This window comes from Polyangium sorediatum, assembly GCF_029946465.1.
Lineage (GTDB): Bacteria > Myxococcota_A > Polyangia > Polyangiales > Polyangiaceae > Polyangium > Polyangium fumosum.
The window spans coordinates 24,765-42,794 of the sequence record NZ_JARZHI010000038.1; the positions used below are offsets into that span (position 1 = coordinate 24,765).

Sequence of the window (18,030 nt, forward strand, 5' to 3'; positions counted from 1 at the left end):
GCTGGTTCACTCGACGAGCTCGAGCACCACCTCGGCGCCGAGCCGAATCCGGTCGGCCGGCCAGAGCTGGCAGCGATGCGACTCGGCGTGCTCATTGACGAAGGTCATCTCGTGCGTCGCGAGGGGCGTGATGTGGATGCCGAGGCCGTTCACGTCGATACGCGCGTGCGCATCCTCCACGCTGCGGTGCCGGTCGTCGAGGAAGATGCCGGCGCCGGCCCCGGAGCCGAGGACGTGGCTGCCTTCGGGGAGCAAGTATCTGCGGCCCATGAATGGGCCCGGCGAGAGGACCACGAGGGAGAGCGGCTCCTTCATGCGCCCATCGACGTCGCTCGTGAACTGGGCGAGCGTGTAGGGCCCCGCGGGGAGGTCGTCCTCGGCCGCGAGGTCGGGCAGGGGAGCGAGCAGATCGAGCACGCCGTCGCGCAGCTCGTCGACGAGATACCCGAGCGATAGAATGCGCAGGAGCAGGAGGTGGGGATCGCTGGGATCGGCCTCGCCCCGTGGCGTCGTTTGGCTCCACACGTCGTACTGGAGGAGCTGCCAGGCGACGAGCGAACGAACACCGGCCGGCAACGCGGCGTCCGTTGCGAGGAGCTGGACGGCGTCCGGGATCGATTCGAGATGCGGGATCCTTCTCCCGCGTGGGATACGCCACGGGATCACGGACCATCGAATTGCCTGGACGACGCCCGGCCCACCCGACGCGAGCTCGGCGGCGCGGACGGCGAGCGCCTCGGCGGTCTCCGCACCCGAGGGATCGCTGGTCAATGCGAGCGTGAGCGCAAGGTCGGGCCCCTCCGCCTCCTCGATTCCAGCGCCCGGCGCGATCCCCACGTCCATCGCGGCGCGGCGGGCGAACCTCCGGGGCTGCGCACGAGCCATGTTGAAGAGCGGGAATCGACAGCGCAGATCACGCGTCGTCAAATTCCGCCAGAGGGTTTGTTCGGCGTTCTCTGCGAGGACGTCGATTCGCCATCGTCGCATGGCGCGGAGGACTTCGTGGAGGCGGGGGCGCGGCGGGCAAAGGAGGTTCGCCACGACATCCGCCAAGGAAGGCTCGGGCGGGCGAAACGGGCGCGCCACGCGTTCGCGCGTGGTCTGCGGTGTGAGGATCTCCAGCGAGACGGGCGCCTCGACGGCCGGGTGCGGGCTGTACCGAAAGACACGACGGACGCTTCCGGCGAATTCGATGGGATCCCCGTGCTGGAGCGGCGCCGGCGTGGCCCCGCGGACGAGGCGCCGACCGCATGAAGCGACGGCACTCGGCTCGTCGAGCGCTTCGACGGCGTATCCGCGCGGCCCCGTCGTGAAGCGGGCGTTCTCGCCATGGATGCAGACGAGGAGCTCGCTCCCCACGTAGGCCCCGAGGCGGCTCTTGAAGTCGGGGTCGTCGAGGAGCTCCGCGGGCGGCACGGGGGTGAATGCGCCTTGCCAAACCGCACGATCGTCGAGGTGGTAGGCGACCCGCAGGACGAATTCGCCGGCGTGCAGGGCGGCGCCGTGGGGGACGTGGCCCGCGCGGGCGCCGCGGGCATCGGAGACCTCTACGAAAAAACCGTCCGCGTCGGGCTCGATCACGAGCTCGAAGGGTTCGGTCGAAGAGACGTCGTCGCCGCGGAGAACCGTACGTCCGAGGATGGGCACGATGAACCCGTCCCGGGGGCCTCCCTGGACCATGACAAAGGCGGGCGGCCGTCCGAGTGGAAATGCCCGCGGGAGCCAGGGCGCGACACCCGGGCAGTCGATGAAGCCCTCCTCGTCTCTGTCGACCGTCATCCATTGCACGACGATCCCGAGGCGCGGCTGGACGAGCCACGTGATCTCGGACGTGTCGTCGCCGACGCGCACCCATGCATTGCCAAACGGCGCGGCCGTCGCCGCGACGGGCGGGCGGTCGAGGAACGCCCCGACGAAGGGCTCGCGAGGCTCGCCGTTTCGCCCGTCCACGGTGAGGAGGGGTTTTTCGCCGAGGCGCAGCGAATCCCCCAGCGGCCCGTCCGCGTCGAGCTCGCGCACGGCGACGAGCTCTGTTCCATCGGGCAGAACGGCGATGATCGAATTGGTGGGCACGTATCCCCTCGCCGCCATCCAACACATTCTTCGCGCGGAGGTCAACAGCGAGGGCGCCCGGGAGCGTCTCGCGTATACTTCGCGCATGAACACCTCCCAGCGCCCTGACGAAGATCTCGAGATCCGCCACCGCACCGTCGACGTCGGCGAAGTACGCCTGCACATCGCCGAGGCCGGCAGCGGCCCGCTCGTCGTCCTCCTGCATGGGTTTCCCGAGTTCTGGTACGCGTGGCGGCGTATCCTCCCGGCGCTCGCGCGCGAGGGGTTTCATGTGGTCGTCCCGGACATGCGCGGGTATGGATCGTCGGACAAGCCGGAGGGGATCGAGCCGTACGGCACCCAGCACCTCGCCGCCGATATCGCGGGGCTCGTGCGGGCGCTCGGCGCGCCGCGGGCCTCGGTCGTGGGGCACGATTGGGGCGCCGCCGTCGCGTGGTGCTTCGCCATGGCCCATCCGGAGCTTCTGGAGCGGCTCGTCGTGATCAATGGCCCGCACCCCGTGCGGATGCTGCGCGACGGGTGGCGCTCGCCGCGGCAGCTCGCGCGGAGCTGGTACATGTTCCTGTTTCAGCTCCCCGATGTCCCCGAGTACTTCATGAGCCGGGACAACCACGCCCCGCTGATGAAGGCGCTCCGCGAGGAGGTGCGCGGGCCGAACGCGCTCGACGCCGAGGAGCTCGAGCTCTATCGCGAGGCGTTCGCCGCGCCCGGCGCGCTCACGGCCATGGTCAACTATTATCGCGCCGCCCTTCGACGGAAGAGCCAGGTCCCCGCGCGCCGTGTCGACGCGCCGGTGCTCGTGCTCTGGGGCGACGAGGACCGCCACCTCGGCCGCGAGCTCGCCGATCCGGGGGCCGATCTCGCGCCGGACGTGCGTATCGTGCATTTTCCCGGCGCGACGCACTGGATTCACCACGAGCGCCCCGCGTTCGTGACGTCCGAGATCACCACATTCCTTCGGCCGAAGGGCGCGTGATTCCCTGTCGGCTGCTCGATCCGCCTATCGCCCAAGTGGCAACGTCACCGTGAACGCGGCGCCCTCCCCCGGCGCGCTGTGGACGCAGATCGTCCCACCAAACGCCTGTACGATCGCGCGGACGATGTGGAGCCCGAGCCCGAGGCCGCCATAACTGCGCTCCGAGACGGCCCGCTCGAAGCGCCCGAAGATACGCTCGTGATCCTCGGCGCGGATGCCGATGCCCTGGTCCCGCACCGTGAAGACGGCGGATTCGGCGGCGACGCAGACCTCCATACGAATCGGCTTTCCCGGACCGTATTTCAGCGCATTCGAGAGGAGGTTGTCCACGACCTGCTCGATGCGGAGCCTGTCCCAGAGGCCGACCACCGGGGCCGCGGCGTCGACGAGGAGCGGCGCGTGCACCCGCGCGGCGTCGGGCGCGAAGCGCTGGCATACGTCGCGTACGACCTCGACGAGATCCACCTCCTCCCGCTCCACGGAGAGCTTTCCCGCCTGGATGCGCGTCGCGTCGAGCAGGTCCGTCGTCAGATCCGTGAGGCGCCTCATTTGCCGCTTGGCCACGTCGAGCACGCTCTTGACCGTGCGCACATACGGCGCGTCGGGCTGCGCCGCGGTCGCGCGCTCGAGGGATTCGAGCCGCAGGAGCAGCGGGGTGAGGGGCGTCTTGAGCTCGTGGGAGGCGATCGAGAGGAAATCGTCGCGCGCCTGCACCGCGTCCCGCAACAGGGCGACGAGGCGCGCATTTTCGTAGAGCGGCCAGGTCATGTTCGCGACCGCCTGGAAGAGCTTGACCTCGTCGTCCGACCATCGACGCGGCGTGGCCGTGTAGGCGGAGAGATACGCGACCCACGCTCCATTCCGGAAGAGCGGCACCATCAGGATGGCAGCGACGCCGTACCAGCCACGAATGCGCTCGTGATCGGCGCTCATCCGCGGGTCGGTGCGCGTGTCGTGGATGACGATGACGTGACCCTCGTGTATCTCGGCGAGGGTCCCGCCCCAGACGTCGAGGGGAAACCGATCCGCGTCGAGGGGCTTTCTCCCATATTCGTATTCGCGGACGTGCACGACCTCTTGCGCCGCGTGATCCACCAGCACGAGCCCCGCGCCGCGCGCGCCGATCCGCTCGCCGAGGCGCGTGACCGCGAGCCGCGCGAGCGTCGCCGGATCCTCGTAATGCAAGAGCTCGGACTGGAGCGCGAGCAAGAACTCCCGGCGCTCCTCGAATCGCTTCTTTTCGGTGATGTCCGTGGAGATGCCCGCGACCATGGCGGGGGCGCCGTCGGGGCTCGGGAGAGGGAATTTGATGGAGAGGTACGTGTGGAGGCCGTCGGGCAGGACCAGGCTCTCCTCGACCTCCACGGGCAGCCCGTGCTCGCGCACGATCGCGTCGTGGGCGTGGAAGACGGCGACCGTCTCTCGCGGGAGCACGTCGCGCTCGAAGGCGCCGAGCAGCTCCTCCCGGGGTTTTCCATAGGCGAGCTCGACGGTTCGATTGACGAGGACCAATCGGCCCTCCGCGTCCTTGATGTAGATGGCAGCGGGCGCATGATCCGCGATGGCCTGGAGCTGCGCCTGGTGCTGCCGGAGGGCCTCGGCGAACGCCCGGGCCCGGTCGCGCTCGGCGGTCACCTGCGCCCGCGCCGCCACGAGCACGGCGCGCTCCACGCGATCTTCCTCGATACGCGCCACGACCCCGGCCGCGAGGTAGGCGAGGACGTGGAAGGCGACGAGCGTGAGGAGCACGAAGACGGAAAAGGAAAACGTGAGGCTGTAGAGCTCCGCGTAATTGCCGAGGCGCAGGAGGACGGCCAGCCCGAGCGGCAGGACCGTGGCCACGAGGAGGAGCCTGCGGAGCAGGACGCCGCTCGATCCGCCGCGCAAGAGGGCCGCCAGAATGCCCCGCTCGGGCGTGAGCGCGAGGCACGAGATGCCGATGAGCAGCGTCGCGACGGCGCTGGGAATGGCCATGCCGCTCATGCGGGTGACGCCGAGGAGGACCCGGGCGCCGTGCACCTGCCCCAGGAGCGAAAGGAGCGCGAGCAATCCCCCGATCGCCGCGCACGGGGTCGTGAGGGCCCGCGCGCGCCGCGAGCCCCTGGACACCGAGAGGCACGCGAGCGCCGTGAAGTTCGCGACGACGGCCGTGTATAGCGACATCCGGCCCGGGAAGGGGGCGGGCATGGCGTGCGCTGCGCTTTCGAAAAGGAGGCGGTCGAAGAAGACCTTGCCGGTCGCATATTCGACGAGCGTCGAGAGCGTGATGACGAACGAGGCGGCCGCGAGCGCGCTGGCCGGCAAGGAGCTGGAAGCGTTTTTCCTTTGCCGGGCCGCGCTCACGGAGAGCACGGCGAGCGCCTGGAGGATGAGCGCCACGGCGGTGACGGGCATCATCGGTTGATGACGGGGCAGCCAGGTGCGGAGCCTGGGGTCGTCGAGCGCCCAGCCGGCGAGCGCGCCGATGGACACGATCACGACCGCGACGCCGAGAACCACGGCGAGGCGAGCGGCCGAGCGAGAAATCGAAGCACCATCCAACACGGCCTCCGGAGGACCACGCAGGTCCGCAGGAGGAGCTCGGTCGAGCTCGGATGACATAAAACCCAATTTACAAACTATCAACGCCGAATGTCAGAGCAATCGCCACGTCTCGGCGCGTGAACACGCGCGGCGCTGAGGACGTGCGTACGGTTCCGTCCTGCTCGTCCGCGTGTTCTTCGGTTGATCCCGAGAGCGAGGGCTCGTTTGGCGGGGGATGCGCGCGGCAGACGCGGGGCGACCGTCAGGGTGCGCCGAAGAGCGCCTTCATGACGTCGGGGAAACGGCGGTTCCAGGAGATCTCGTCGTGGGCGCCGATCGGATCCTCGTACCAGAAGAGCTCCTTGCCCTCGACGTACCCATACGACTGTTTCAGGAGCGCCACCATTTCGACCCCGCGCTTGGTGGCGGCCGCCTCGATCGCCTCGTTGTGGAAGCCGCCCGTGCGGATGAGGCCCCAGTCGATCCAGAGCCGCGGCCGGATCGCCGGGGCGCCGAGCGTGTTCGCGAGGGTCGTCACGAGCACCGAGCTTTCGAGCGGGCCGCCCGGGAAGTTTCCGCCGAAGACCGGGTCGAGCCCCGCCCAGAACGAGGGCGAGAGGCAGCCGGCCTTGCCGAACCGATCCGGGCGACGGTTCGCCATGTAAAACGACGCGAGCCCGCCCCGCGAGGAGCCGAGGATGGCCGTGTTCGCCGGCTCGGGCTTCGTGCGGTAATACGTGTCGATGAAGCTCTTCACGTCGTCCGCGACGTACGCCGTGTATTCGGGCAGATCGCAGCAGGGCTTGCCGTCGCCCATGTCGACGTGGCTGTACTCGCGCTCCCGCTCGATCGGGTGGAGGGCGACGACGATCACCGGGGGGATCGCCTTTTCGGCGTAGAGCTCGGAGAGGCGCTGATCGACGTCCCACGTGATGTTCCCGGGCCCGCCGGGCCAGAACGTCGTGTGTCCGTCGTTCATGTACACGACGGGATACCGCGCGTCGGTCTCGGCGTACGCGCGGGGCAGGTAGACGTGCACCTTGCGCGGGGCGAACCCCGCGGGGCCGATTGTCAGCGCGTCGTAGGTGTGAAAATAGCCCGAAGGCTGGGCCTCGTCGTGCTCCCAGCCATTCTGTCCGCCGAGCGTGAAGGGGGTCGTCGGCAGCGGGACGATCGGACCCCCGCCGCCACTGCCGCTGCTGCTGTTGCCCCCGCTGCCGCCGCCGCTGCCGCCCCCGCCGCCGCTTCCGCTTCCGCCGCCGCCTCCGCTGCCGTTTCCGCTTCCGCTTCCGCTTTCGCTTCCGCTCGATGCGGCGTGGCTCGCCGTGGGGTCTTCGGTATCTGCGGCGGGCGTGCAGGCGAGCAGCCACGCGAGGGTGGCGAGGGGGAGGGCGGCGCGGGGGCTCACGGGGCGGGGCTCATTTCTTCGCGGCCTTCATCAGCTCGCCGATCTTCTTGCCGAGCTCGTCGAGTTGCTTCTTGTACTCGTCCATCTGCGCCTGGTGCTTGTCGGCGTTGGCCTTGGCGGCATCCTCTTTGGCCTTGTCCTTGGCCGCGACCGCCTCCTCGCCTTCCTTCGTCGCGGCCTCTTTTTGCAGCCGCTCGTGCTCCATCAGCTTGCCGATCACGATCCGCTTGTTCACGTACGTGCCGGAGTCGGCGGGGTCGGCCGCGATCGCCTTGTCGTACCACTCCGCCGCCTTCTTCAGGTGCTCCTCGACGGGCGGGGCTTTCATGTCGCGGGCGCCGCCCTTGCGCGCGGCGAGCTCGCCCATCCACTTGAGGGACCCGAGGTCGTTCGGGTTCAGCTTGATGGCCTCGACGAAGTTCTTCTCGGCGCTGTCCGTCTCGTTCTTGGACATGTAGATGCCGGCGAGGTTCGCGTAGACCTCGGCCTTCTTCGCCGCGTCGGGCTTGAAGTCGAGCGTCTTCAGGATCGCCGCCTCGGCCGCGGCCATGTCGCCGGCTTCCTTGTGGCTGAAGGCCTTTTTCTCCCAAACCTTCTCCTGCTTGGGATCGGCCGCGAGCGACTTGCCGTACTCCTCGGCCGCCTTCGTGTAATCACTGGCGGCGAGCAGCTCGTCCCCCTTCTTCAGGTGCTCCTGGGCCGGCCCCTTCGGCCCCTCGTCACACGCCGGAGCCCCGGCAAGCATGAGCGCCCCGACGAACCACAGGATCTTGGTACGAATCTTCATGCGTGACCCCTCAGGGCGAACGAATGCCCCACCTCGTTCGCTACACCTCACGCGCCCCGCCCACAAGAGGTTTTTCGCAAGGATCCTCAAAGCGGGCGGTCGACCATTTCGACCCAGCGCGTCGCGCGCGTCTCGCCGTGCTCCCGCGCCGCCACGAATTCCGTCCGCGCGCCGGTCGCGTCGCCCTGGAAGAGGCGCACCATCCCCGATACCCAGTGCTGCTCGGCGGTCTTCTTGCCGCGGCCGACGAGCCACGAAGGTCCCCACTCGGGCGCGTTCTCCCAGAATCCCGCGGCCGTGATCGCGGGGTCCCTCTCCCAGACCTCGACGCGCGGCAGGTCCTTCCAGATCGCATGGCAAAGGATCTGGAAGCCCATGAAAGGGAGAAAATCGTCCTTGCCGCGTAACGCGCCGAGCTGCTTTCCGAATGCGGCGTCGAGTCCCTTTTTGCGGCCCGCGAGGATCGATACCTCCGAGACGCAGAGGTTCTCCGGCAAGAATTCGTTCACGTACGCGAGCATGCGCGGCGCGTCCTCGCGGCTCATGACGAAACGCGCGACGCCGACGAGGGGCATCAAGCGCGCCGGGTGCGGCAGGGCCCGATCCACGCGGCGCGCGACCTCGAGGATCTGCTCGGCCATCGCGTACTGCACGAACTCGAGCACGTAGCCGCCGTAGCCCTCGTCGAGGAAGATGCCAGCGTCCGGATACCGCGAGACGGCCGTGACTTCGCCTGCCGCCCCGGTCTCCGCGACGACGGCCTTGGCGAGCGCGATGCAGTCGATGGCGCGGTTCTCCTCGGTCTCGGGCATCCACGCCCAGAACTCGGGCTTTACGTAGGAGCTGCCGACCCCCGCGGCCGCCGCGAGATCCGTCAGGTTGTTGTCCTGCTCGCCCGTGGCGTACTTGTAGGAAAAGCCATCCGTTCCGCTGATGTAACGGCCCATCGCGTGCTCCTCGTTCGGGGTGCAACGAATATCGAGGGGGGCGCGCGGCGTCAAGGTGCCGCCCTTGGCGCGGAGGGATGCCTTGACAGGTTACAAGTTGCCTCTGTAGGGTGTCCCCCGACACGCTTCGATCATTCTGGAGGGACGCGAGAATGTTGCCTACGGTAGGATCCGACACGCTGAAGACGGCCTGGTACGCGGCGGATGTCGGGGGACGGACGCTCGGCGTGGCGGCGATGGAAAACCTCGTTCCGGATGCGAAGCGTCGCGCGGCGCTCGAGGAATCGGGGAACAAGGTCGTGGCGGCGGTCAAGCAGCTCGTGGGGGCCTACGTCGCGCGGGTTGTGTTCGAATATGTCGACCAGCGCGTCGAGATCGGCAGGGGACGTGGGGTCGACCGTGGCTTCGACGCGGTCATCGCGGTTTCGTCGGAGACGATTCGCACCTCGCTCCCGGATCGGAGCACCTCCAATCCCGAATACCGGGCCATCTTCCCGCACGGCACGGAGGAATACACCTCGCCGACGGTGAAGGAAGACGAGGATCTCGCGATCGACCTGCGGAAAGCGGTCCACGACTCCACGTTGTCGGTGAAGGCGGACGTGCTCGCGCTGCTCGACAAGGTCCTGCCCATCGTCGGCCCGGTCGCGTCGTCGGTGCGGGAGGGGGACAAGCACGTGAATGCGCTTTTCCAGACGGAGCTCGGCGCGCGCAAGCTCGTCATCGATACGTTGTGGGAGGAGCGAAAGGCCGTGGAGAATGCGCTCGGGCGCGGCGGGCGTGGTCTCGCCCGGTTCATTTATTTCGATTTCAGGAAGGGGCGCGAGAATGATGCCGCGGAGGAGCCGGCGGGGGCGGCGGAGCCGGACGCGGCTGCGAAGACCTGACCGACCTGCGGGGTTGCGCCTCGACGAGGACACGAACCGAGCGTCGATCGTGTCCTCATGGGTCGACAAGGACGCAAAGGGCGTCGGAATCCTGCGCTGGTCCACCGACGAGCGCGCGGAGGGGGGTCCGATCCCGTCCTTGTCAGCTCACAAGCCCGCGCAGGGAGCCCGGTTTGTGTCCTGGAGAGGATGCCAACACACATCAGGAGCGCGGATCGCGTCCTTGTGGACGGACAAGGGCGCGGGGGGAGCCGGGATCGGCGCCTGGTGAGGGAGCCAGGACACGCGGGGAGCGCGGCGTGTGCCCTGGCGGGTCGACAAGCGCGCGTTCTCAGGGCGCCGCGGCTCTTCGCGCCACGAGCATCACCTCGCCGACCTCGGCGCCTTTCTTGACCCAGCGGTAGAGGAGCACGCCGCCCGCGAGCGTGCTGCCGGGCATCGCGGCGAGGCTTCCGGTGGCCGTGAGGACGGGCGCGAGCTTGTCGCGATCGAGCACGGCGAACTGGTCGCCGCCGCTGACCGTCACGAAATCGGAGAACGCGTGTAGGTTCGGCAGGGGAGCGACGGCGCGCGCCCGCTCCTTGCCGGCGACGTCGTAGGCCACGAGGTCTTTGTTTTCGAGGTAAAAGCCGCCGCTCGGGTCGTCGTGGACCGTCGTGCCCGCGGGGATGTGGACGGTCGTGGTGACGGCGCCGTTCGCGGGGTCGAGGAGGAGGAGGTCGAGCGGCGGATCGCCGTTCGTTTCGACCGTATAAAAGGGGAGGTGGGTGCCGCGCGGGACGGCGAACGCTCCCGCGGGGACCTTGGCGCGCCAAACGGGTTTGCCGGTCCGGATGTCGTGGAGGAACGCCGCGTCCTCTGCGAACCGGAAGAGCCCGGGCGGGTTGTTGATCCAGGCGAGGAAGCTCTTCTGGACACGATCGATGTTTGCCTCGGGCGGCGAGGCCCAGCGCCGGGCGCCGGTCTCCGTGTCGAAGACCGTGACTTCTTCGGCCGAGCTGACGAGCCAGAAGAGCTTGCCGTCCGGGGAAAAGGTCGGGTCGTCGCGGGGGGGCTCGCCGGGCGGGTTTGGCGTGCGATAACGGACGGCGCCGGTCTTTGCGTCGAGCCCGAGCAAGACGAGCGGGTGCGAGAGGCGGCCGACGGTGGGTTTGGTTTTGTCCTCGACGAGGACCACGGTCGTTTGGCCATGGCCTCCGACGAGCGTGGTGCCTCGGCCATAACAACCGGAGCTCGGCGTGCCGTCGGGATCCCACTCCTCGATGTGGGTCTTTTCGAAGGAGGCTTTTTCGAGGGGCGCGAGGGTCTTGCAGTCGACGACCTGGAGCGTGCATTCGCAGGCGAACGCGCACGCGGCGCCACGCGTGACGAGCGAGCAGGTGCCGTTCGGCGGGACGCGCGCGGGCGCGTCGTGGGCGCCGGTCGTCGGATCGAGCGTGAGGAGCTGATCGGCGGCCCAGTAGACGACCTTGTCGCCCCGCAGGCCAAGCGTGTGCCGGCCGCGCGCGGCTTCGGGCAGGAGTTTTTTGCGAAAGCGGAGCGCCCCGGTTTTTGTGTCGTACCCGGCGAGCGTGACGAAATCGGGCTCGATGACGATCGTGGTGTCCTTGGCGATCAAGGCATCCCATGCAGGGATGCGCAGTCGGACCTCGATGTCGCCGGTGATCGTGCTTGCGGGCGGCGTCTCGGGGGCCGGCGCGGCTGTTGGGGTGGGCGTCGGTTTCGTGGAGCTGGCCGCGGGCGTCACGGGGGGCGTGGGGGGGCGGCTGCTGGGGTCCGGGGGATGGGATGCGCAGGCGGCTGCGAGGAGGACGGGGCAGGCGAGCCGTGGGGAGAATCGAGCGCTCACGGCACGAAGGGTACAGGAGGCCCGTCGGGCTGGGAACCGTCCGGCATCCGGCTTGCCCTGGGGAGGGGTCATGCGGCTCCATCTCCCGCTCGGTGTGCAAAGCCGGTCGCGGCGCGCGCATGCACGCTGGCGCAGGCTTTCCCGTGCCGACCGTGGAGACGAGCGTAGGACGCTCGTGCCCTTCGGCCGGCTGATCCGGCCGGGCGTCGGGGTTCGGCGCTTCGTCAAGGACCTTTATAAGGAGTTTCGCGAGGACCAGGTCTCGACGGGCGCGGCGGCGCTCGCGTATTTTCTGATGCTATCGATCTTTCCCGCCGCCATTTTCCTCCTGAGCTTGCTGCCGTACCTGCCGATTCCGGATCTGGAGCCGGCGATCATGGATCTTTTGGGGGAGCTGATGCCGACGCAGGCGGCGGAGCTCTTCACGACGACGATTGATCGGGTGCTTTCGGAGCGGCGGGGCGGGCTGCTCTCGGTGGGCCTGCTCGGTGCGTTGTGGGCTGCGTCGAACGGGCTCAATGCGGTGATTCAGCAGCTCAACGTGACGTACGACGTGCGTGAGACGCGGCCTTTCTGGAAGACGCGGGGGATGTCTTTGCTGCTCGTCTTGCTCTTTGGGGCGCTTGTCGTGACGGCGTTCGGGCTGATCGTGTTTGGCGGGATCTTGCAGCGCGAGGTGGCGGAGATCATTGGCTGGAGCGGCGCGCTCTTGAGGCTCTTCTCCGCGTTTCGTTGGATGGTGATCCTGGGCTTTTTGCTGACGGCGTTTGCGGTCGTGTATTCCTTCGGGCCGAATGTGGAGCAGCGGTTCCGGTTCCTCTCGCCGGGCGCCGTGTTCGGGGTCGGGGTGGTCATCCTGGCTGCCCTCGGGTTTCGCTTTTATGTGGCGAACTTCGGGAAATACGAGGCGACGTACGGGAGCCTCGGCGCGGTGATCGTGCTCCTCTTGTGGCTCTACGTCGTGGGCATCGTGATCCTGCTCGGCTCCGAGGTGAACTCGCTGCTCGAACACTACGCACGAAACGGCACACGCAAAGGCGAACGCCAACGACCTGGCTCGACTCCCTGATCGATGCATCAACCGCATCGCGGTTGATGCACCTTCGGTCCAGGCCGTGCCTGGTCCGGGTCCAGGGGTGGACAACCCCTGGTCGGGGCCCGGGGTGAAAACCCCGGCGCGACGCTCCCCTACGACCGACGGCCGGCCCAGCGGATGACGGGGCCTGTGCCTCGGCCTCCGCCGAGGGTTGTGGCGCCTCGGCGTTTGCGCCAGTCGCCGGTGAGGATGCGGCGGCGGCCTGCGGATTGCTCGGGGGCGAGGGTGTAGGCTTGGGCTTCGCGGCCGCCTTCGAGGCGGATGGGGAGACGCTGGTTTAGGACGGGGTGGCCGCGGAACACGTCGAGGGCGGCGAGGGCTTGGGGGTCGAGGGCGTAGAGCTCGCCTGTGACGGCGACCATGCCGCCGGGGACGAGGGCGCCTGTGGGGCCGAGATCGACGAGGTCGTAGGTGGGGGGGGTGGTGGCGGGGCCGAGGGGGCGTGCGGTGGCGAGGCGGGTGTGGAGCTCTTCGCCTTGCATGAGGCTGTCGCACACGAAGAGGACAATCTCGCGGTTCGTCGGCGGCGCGGCCATGGCCGGAACGATAGACCACGGCGGTGGAGACGCAAAGCCCGGTGGGGGGGCGCGTCCGGGGCGGGATACGTGCGAGGCAGAGGCCCGGCGCCTTGCTCTGCAGGGGGCGGCAAACTAGGCTGCGCCGCGCCATGTCGCCCGAACCTGTCTTTCGTCGCCCGAGTGCTGCGGGCTCCTTGCCACGCCGGGTGCGCTTCGCCTCTGCTGCGCTGGTCCTCGTTGCCTCGGGCCTCGTCGGCGCCTCTGGCTGCTTCGCGCTCGCGGATGGCCTGCCGCCGCCTCTCGATGCGTTCTACTACCCGACGGGCCTCGTGGTTTCGCCGGGGGGGACGGCGCTCTACGTGGCGAACTCCGATGTCGACCTGCAATACAACGGCGGCACGGTCTTCGCGCTCGACCTCGTCAAGCTTCGGGCTGACACGGGCAAGTTGCGGCAGGCGATCGTCGATGCGGCTGCGAGCTCTGCCGGGGGCGACGAGGCGATGCGCGCGGCTTGTGGCACGCTGGGCGTTGGGCGGAACGACAACACCACGCTCTACCCGGGGCCTTGTGCGCCCGTCGTGCTGGCTCCGTACCAGCAGGGCGGCAAGGCCGTGACGATCGGCGCCTTTGCTTCGGATGCGGTGATCGCGGTCAAGCCGAACCCTTGCGCGGACGGCCGCGGGGCGCGCCTGTTCGTGCCGGTGCGCGGCGATCCCTCCGTGACGTACTTCAACATCACCGACGATCGCGAGATCAACTGCGACGGCGCCCCGCTGCCTGCTTCGTCGCCTTGTGGGGCCACGATCTGCCTCGATTGCGGCGTGACGACGGCGGGCGGGCGTTGCGCGCGGGACTTCCTCGTCGGCCGGGATCCTTCGGACAGCCAGCGTGGGCTCACGCTGCCCGTCGAGCCTTTTGGGATCGCGGTGGACGATCGCAGCGAGTCGATCGTGGTCGTGCACCAGACCGAGCAGACGGCGAGCCTCGTCGTGAACCGGTGGGAGAGCGAGCCTGTGCTCGAGCACTACCTCACGAACTTGCCGCCGGGGCCGACGGACGTGGCGAGCTTCCCGATCCCGCGGTTCATCGAGGAGAACCGGGAGACGGTCGACTACACGCCTGCGTTCGGGGTGAGCTTTCGATCGACGGCGGTGTTCGACGTGCTGCGGTACAACGATGATGGCGGGTCGAGCCCGGCGCGGCCGTTCGTCACGCGGAACGCGTCGGTGCGGATCGGGACGACGGCGAGCTCGACGGACTCGCGTGGCATCGCGGTGGATGGGTCGAAGCGGCGGGCGTGCGAGGAGATGTGCCCGACGGGTGCTGTGCGAAACGGCTGCCTGCGGGCTTGCGCCGAGGACAATCCGCTTGGGATCTACATGGCGAACCGTGCTCCGGCGGCGCTCGTGATCGGGCAGGTCGAGACGCGGTTCACGGAGCGCGAAGGGCCGAACGGGCCGGAGGTGACGGGCGCGTTCGAGGAGGTCACGTTCCACGACTCGGTGCCGCTCGCGTTCGGCGCGTCGCGCGTGAAGATGGGGCGGATCATCGGCAAGGATGGCTTGCCGGCGTGGCGTGTCTTTGCGGTCACGTACGATTCGGGGATCGTCTTCTCGTATGACCCGGCCTCGCGGCGCGTGGACAACGTCATCAAGACGGGCCGTGGCCCGCACGCGCTCGCGTTCGACACGGAGCGGGTGCGGGACGAGGCGGGGAACCTGGTGCTCGACGCGGAGGGCAAGCCGATCTGGTACTCGACGATGTACGTCGCCCAGTTCACGGACTCGTACGTCGGCGTCGTGGACCTCGACATGCGGAACCAAGCCACGTTCGGGGCCTTGTACATGACGCTCGGCCAACCGGTGCCGCCCAAGGAGTCACAATGAAGCGGCGTTTTTCCCATTCCCCCCTCGGCGGCCTTGCGCTCGCCGCGCTCGGCTTGCCCTTGGCGCTCGTCTCCAGCGGCGGATGCCAGACGCAGACGGTGCCGACGGCGGTGCGCGCCCTCGAGCGCTCGGGGCGCGTGTCGTTCCTTTGCCTTGGCGCGCCGGGCGTTGGGACGACGCCGGCGCTGCCGTTTGAACGGTGCAGCGGCACGCGGTTCGAGACGCCGGAGTCGTACGCCGTGGCGAACGGGGCGACGACGCAGCCGCACCTCTACGCGCTCGTGACGCAGACGACGCGCGGCGAGGTGGCCGTGGTCGACATGAGCACGAAGGTCGACGCCGTGCTCGATTCGAATCCGCGCGTGCCGGGCGCGAACTTCCTGCCGATCGGCGCGCAGCCCGTCGACATCGCGAGCACGAACGGCAGCATGGCGGCGTTCGTCGGCGTGGCCGAGCCCGGCCGCGAGGGGATTTTTGCTCTCGCGGCGAAGGACATCCGCGTCTGCGATACCTGCGCGCCGAAGTCGCTGTCGAGCTGGCCTGCCTGCGCGTTGCCCGGCGCGCCCGGGGAGATGCTCGTCGTCTACGATCCGAAGAACGACGCGGACGAGGTGCGCGCGCGCTGCGATGACGCGACGTTCACGAAGCCGCGGGATCCCGAGCCCGATGGGGCCGGCGGTTACCTCGTCGACCTCACGCAGGAGGGCCTCGGGCGGCCGAAGCTCGTCGTGACGATCCCCGATCACGGCGCGCTCGCGGTGATCGATGCGCAGACGCTCTTCGACGTGGAGCGCGAGGCCGACGGTACGCCGAAGAAGGATCCCGCGACGGGGGAGCCCGTGTACGTGCACGCGCCGGGCTCGTGGAAGGCGTGCCCCATCGATCGCTGGGTGCCGCTCACGGTGGATCTGCCCGTGCAGAGCCCGCCCGCGCCCCCGCCGACGGGCGCCGCTTGCATCGCGCCCCCGGTGACCCCGCCCGCGCCGGCGCAGGCGTACGATGCGCGCCCCGCGGGGATCACGCTCTCGGAGAAGCGGCTCTTCGTCGGCGACCTCGACGCGCCGGTCGTGCACGTGCTCGACATGAAGACGCCGTGCGAGCCGATCGAGCGTGATCCGCTTCTGCCGACGTCGCTGCGCGAGCCTTCGCGGGTCGTGACGACGAGCCAGCTCGCGGCGTCGCCGACGCTCGCGGGATCCCTCGATCGGTTCCTCTACGCGGTCGACGATCTCGACGGCAGCGTGATGGTCTTCGACATCGCCGAGGACGCGACGTCGCGCAGGCCGATCACGCGGCCGCACCCCGAGTGGACGCCCGGGCAGGCGCCCGATCGCGTGGAGTTCGGCGTGCCCGTGCAGGATCTCGTGATCATCGAGCGCGACAACCCGCTGCCCATCCCGAGCACGGGCGTGGCGCCGGAGGGCGTGCGTTGCAATCCGGATCCGGATCTCACGGTCTGCACGTCGACCGCGACGTCGTGTGATCCCGAGACGCTCTACCGGACGAGCGGGACCTACGAGACCGGCGCGGGGCCGACGCGCATGCGCGGGGCGTTCGCGTACGTGGTGCTCGGGACGGGGCAGATCGCGATCGTGGACATCGACGATTACGACGCGTTTTGCCGCGCGCCGACGCGGTACACGTATCTCTACGGCTGCCCGCCTCCCGGCGCGCCGGCGGGGCTCGCCGACGAGGAGGCGCTCGCGAGTTCGGGCGAGGTCTCGTGCAACGTCGTCGTGCCGCATACGCCGCGCAGCGCGAACTACATGCGGACGTCGGAGCGGACGGGCCAGAACCAGCCCGGCCTTTCGGGGTTCCCCTTGCTTTACAACAACCAGGGGACGCTCCAATCGACGTTTGATCTCGACGCGCCGCTGCTCCGCGCGACGGTGCCCGCGCCCAAGGACGCGAGCGAGGCGATCCCGGCCGTGCATTTCACGCTCGCCGTGGGCGGGACGCTGCGGGTGATCGATCAAAAGACGGGGCTCACGACGAACTCCGGGGATCTCGAGCACACGGTCGCGATGAATCTGGAGGATCCGCGCGCCCAGTCGACGAGCCAGACGTTCACGATCACCTACGAGGGGGCTTTGCCGGGGTTCGCCGGGAAAGCGGCCCGGCTCGATCTCACGGGCGGGCCCGTGGCGTCGCTCTCCGACGCGGCGAGCCGCTTCTGCGATTCGGGCGTGCTCGGGCAGCGCGCCTGGGAGGAGATCCTCGCGAGCGAGGGCGACGCGAACGCCGCGGCGAATGCGAAGTCCCTCGCCGATTACGTGCAGATCGGGTCGAACATCCCCGCGGAGGACGACGTTCACTGGAAGAGCCCGGAGACACAAGGGGTCTGCACGTTCCAGCAATGCAAAGCGACGTTTGGGCCGGCGGAGCTGCCGCGGCAGGCGCGCGACATCACGATCGTGGAGGCGTATCAGGATCGGCTGGAGCTCGGCGCGTCACGCGGCGGCGCCGCGCCGGAGGTCATCGAATGCTGCTTCCCGACGCTCGTCGGGTTCAATGTCCGCGTGGGCGGGCAATGGGCCGTGACGGGCAACGCCTCGGGCTTCATGCACCACGTGATCTCCGCGCCGGAGGGCGCCGGCACGACGCCGCTCGGGGCTTGCCGCAATTCGTGTGATCCGACGCTCGCGCGGCAAAACGGCCGCGTGCGCGCCGCGCCCCACGGCGTGGTTTTGAAGGACGGGGATCCCCTCGCGTTCATCAATCCGTTCTTCCGCATGGCCATCAACGATCCGGCGCCCGACAACGAATTCGACGCGGTCCCGGACGACAAGAGCACGACGGCCGACGACGCGCGCGCCGCGGCGATCAACGCTCCGCCGCGCGATACGTTCTTCCAGTTCGCGACGCAGGGCTCGTTCCGCCCGCTCATTCTGAACCTCGCCTCGGCCACGACCGAGATCCAGCCCCAGGCCATCTCGTTCGTCCCCTCCACCGGCGAGCTCGCCATCACGGACGGCTCGCTCGAAGGCCTCATCCTCCTCTCGGCCAGCCGCCTCGACATCACGCGCCAGTATTATTGAAGCCAAGGTTCGTCCCCGGACCCTGAACGTCTGTCGAGGTGC

Annotated in this window: 12 protein-coding genes; 5 read left to right on the plus strand and 7 right to left on the minus strand. The window is 68.9% G+C overall.

Features of this window, described 5'->3' with window-relative positions; all coding sequences use genetic code 11:
• Positions 1–6 precede the first annotated feature (6 nt).
• The gene (locus QHF89_RS31785; RefSeq protein WP_136969532.1) at positions 7–2,091 is read right to left on the minus strand and encodes an FHA domain-containing protein; all 2,085 of its coding nucleotides are present in this window, start codon (positions 2,089–2,091) and stop codon (positions 7–9) included.
• A gap of 67 nt (positions 2,092–2,158) precedes the next feature.
• Here QHF89_RS31785 and QHF89_RS31790 point away from each other — a divergent pair, with 67 nt between their 5' ends.
• Positions 2,159–3,049, plus strand: a complete 891-nt coding sequence (locus QHF89_RS31790) for an alpha/beta fold hydrolase (protein WP_136969531.1) — start codon at positions 2,159–2,161, stop codon at positions 3,047–3,049.
• Between the two features lie 24 nt (positions 3,050–3,073).
• On the opposite strand, the gene QHF89_RS31795 is transcribed toward QHF89_RS31790, so the two are convergent.
• The 4 genes from QHF89_RS31795 to QHF89_RS31810 form a co-directional block, all read right to left on the minus strand.
• Entirely contained in the window at positions 3,074–5,548 is a 2,475-nt protein-coding gene (locus QHF89_RS31795) for a PAS domain-containing sensor histidine kinase (protein ID WP_284721169.1), read from the minus strand.
• A 286-nt stretch (positions 5,549–5,834) separates the two neighbouring features.
• Positions 5,835–6,980 carry an alpha/beta hydrolase gene (locus QHF89_RS31800; protein ID WP_284721170.1) on the minus strand — a complete coding sequence of 382 codons (1,146 nt, stop codon included), beginning with the start codon at positions 6,978–6,980 and terminating at the stop codon, positions 5,835–5,837.
• A gap of 10 nt (positions 6,981–6,990) precedes the next feature.
• Positions 6,991–7,767, minus strand: coding sequence for a tetratricopeptide repeat protein (locus tag QHF89_RS31805; RefSeq protein ID WP_136969529.1), 777 nt, complete (start codon positions 7,765–7,767; stop codon positions 6,991–6,993).
• An 86-nt stretch (positions 7,768–7,853) separates the two neighbouring features.
• Complete coding sequence (locus QHF89_RS31810; RefSeq protein WP_136969528.1) at positions 7,854–8,714, minus strand: hypothetical protein; 861 nt, start codon at positions 8,712–8,714, stop codon at positions 7,854–7,856.
• 152 nt (positions 8,715–8,866) lie between these two features.
• Between QHF89_RS31810 and QHF89_RS31815 the strand changes: the two genes are divergently transcribed.
• On the plus strand, positions 8,867–9,601 hold the full coding sequence (locus QHF89_RS31815; RefSeq protein ID WP_136969527.1) for a hypothetical protein: 735 nt from the start codon (positions 8,867–8,869) through the stop codon (positions 9,599–9,601).
• Between the two features lie 331 nt (positions 9,602–9,932).
• On the opposite strand, the gene QHF89_RS31820 is transcribed toward QHF89_RS31815, so the two are convergent.
• The gene (locus QHF89_RS31820; RefSeq protein ID WP_284721171.1) at positions 9,933–11,348 is read right to left on the minus strand and encodes a PQQ-binding-like beta-propeller repeat protein; all 1,416 of its coding nucleotides are present in this window, start codon (positions 11,346–11,348) and stop codon (positions 9,933–9,935) included.
• 277 nt (positions 11,349–11,625) lie between these two features.
• On the opposite strand from QHF89_RS31820, the gene QHF89_RS31825 reads away from it, so the two are divergent.
• Positions 11,626–12,519 (plus strand): YihY/virulence factor BrkB family protein, encoded by an 894-nt coding sequence (locus QHF89_RS31825; RefSeq protein WP_284721172.1) that lies wholly within the window; start codon positions 11,626–11,628, stop codon positions 12,517–12,519.
• Positions 12,520–12,638: 119 nt separating this feature from the next.
• Here the strand turns inward: QHF89_RS31825 and QHF89_RS31830 are convergent, their stop codons facing one another.
• The gene (locus QHF89_RS31830; protein ID WP_136969525.1) at positions 12,639–13,082 is read right to left on the minus strand and encodes a gamma-glutamylcyclotransferase family protein; all 444 of its coding nucleotides are present in this window, start codon (positions 13,080–13,082) and stop codon (positions 12,639–12,641) included.
• Positions 13,083–13,213: 131 nt separating this feature from the next.
• Between QHF89_RS31830 and QHF89_RS31835 the strand changes: the two genes are divergently transcribed.
• A complete protein-coding gene (locus QHF89_RS31835) occupies positions 13,214–14,950 on the plus strand; it encodes a hypothetical protein (protein WP_136969524.1) in 1,737 nt (578 codons plus the stop codon).
• The gene (locus QHF89_RS31840) at positions 14,947–17,988 is read left to right on the plus strand and encodes a hypothetical protein (protein WP_136969523.1); all 3,042 of its coding nucleotides are present in this window, start codon (positions 14,947–14,949) and stop codon (positions 17,986–17,988) included. Before QHF89_RS31835 ends, QHF89_RS31840 begins: the two co-directional genes overlap by 4 nt.
• Positions 17,989–18,030 lie beyond the last annotated feature (42 nt).

Excerpts from the sequence above, each read along its gene's own strand:
- QHF89_RS31840 (WP_136969523.1), top strand. The coding sequence starts at position 14,947 with ATGAAGCGGCGTTTTTCCCATTCCCCCCTCGGCGGCCTTGCGCTCGCC.
- QHF89_RS31830 (WP_136969525.1), bottom strand. The coding sequence starts at position 13,082 with ATGGCCGCGCCGCCGACGAACCGCGAGATTGTCCTCTTCGTGTGCGAC.
- QHF89_RS31785 (WP_136969532.1), bottom strand. The coding sequence starts at position 2,091 with ATGGCGGCGAGGGGATACGTGCCCACCAATTCGATCATCGCCGTTCTG.
- QHF89_RS31790 (WP_136969531.1), top strand. The coding sequence starts at position 2,159 with ATGAACACCTCCCAGCGCCCTGACGAAGATCTCGAGATCCGCCACCGC.
- QHF89_RS31815 (WP_136969527.1), top strand. The coding sequence starts at position 8,867 with ATGTTGCCTACGGTAGGATCCGACACGCTGAAGACGGCCTGGTACGCG.
- QHF89_RS31805 (WP_136969529.1), bottom strand. The coding sequence starts at position 7,767 with ATGAAGATTCGTACCAAGATCCTGTGGTTCGTCGGGGCGCTCATGCTT.
- QHF89_RS31835 (WP_136969524.1), top strand. The coding sequence starts at position 13,214 with ATGTCGCCCGAACCTGTCTTTCGTCGCCCGAGTGCTGCGGGCTCCTTG.
- QHF89_RS31810 (WP_136969528.1), bottom strand. The coding sequence starts at position 8,714 with ATGGGCCGTTACATCAGCGGAACGGATGGCTTTTCCTACAAGTACGCC.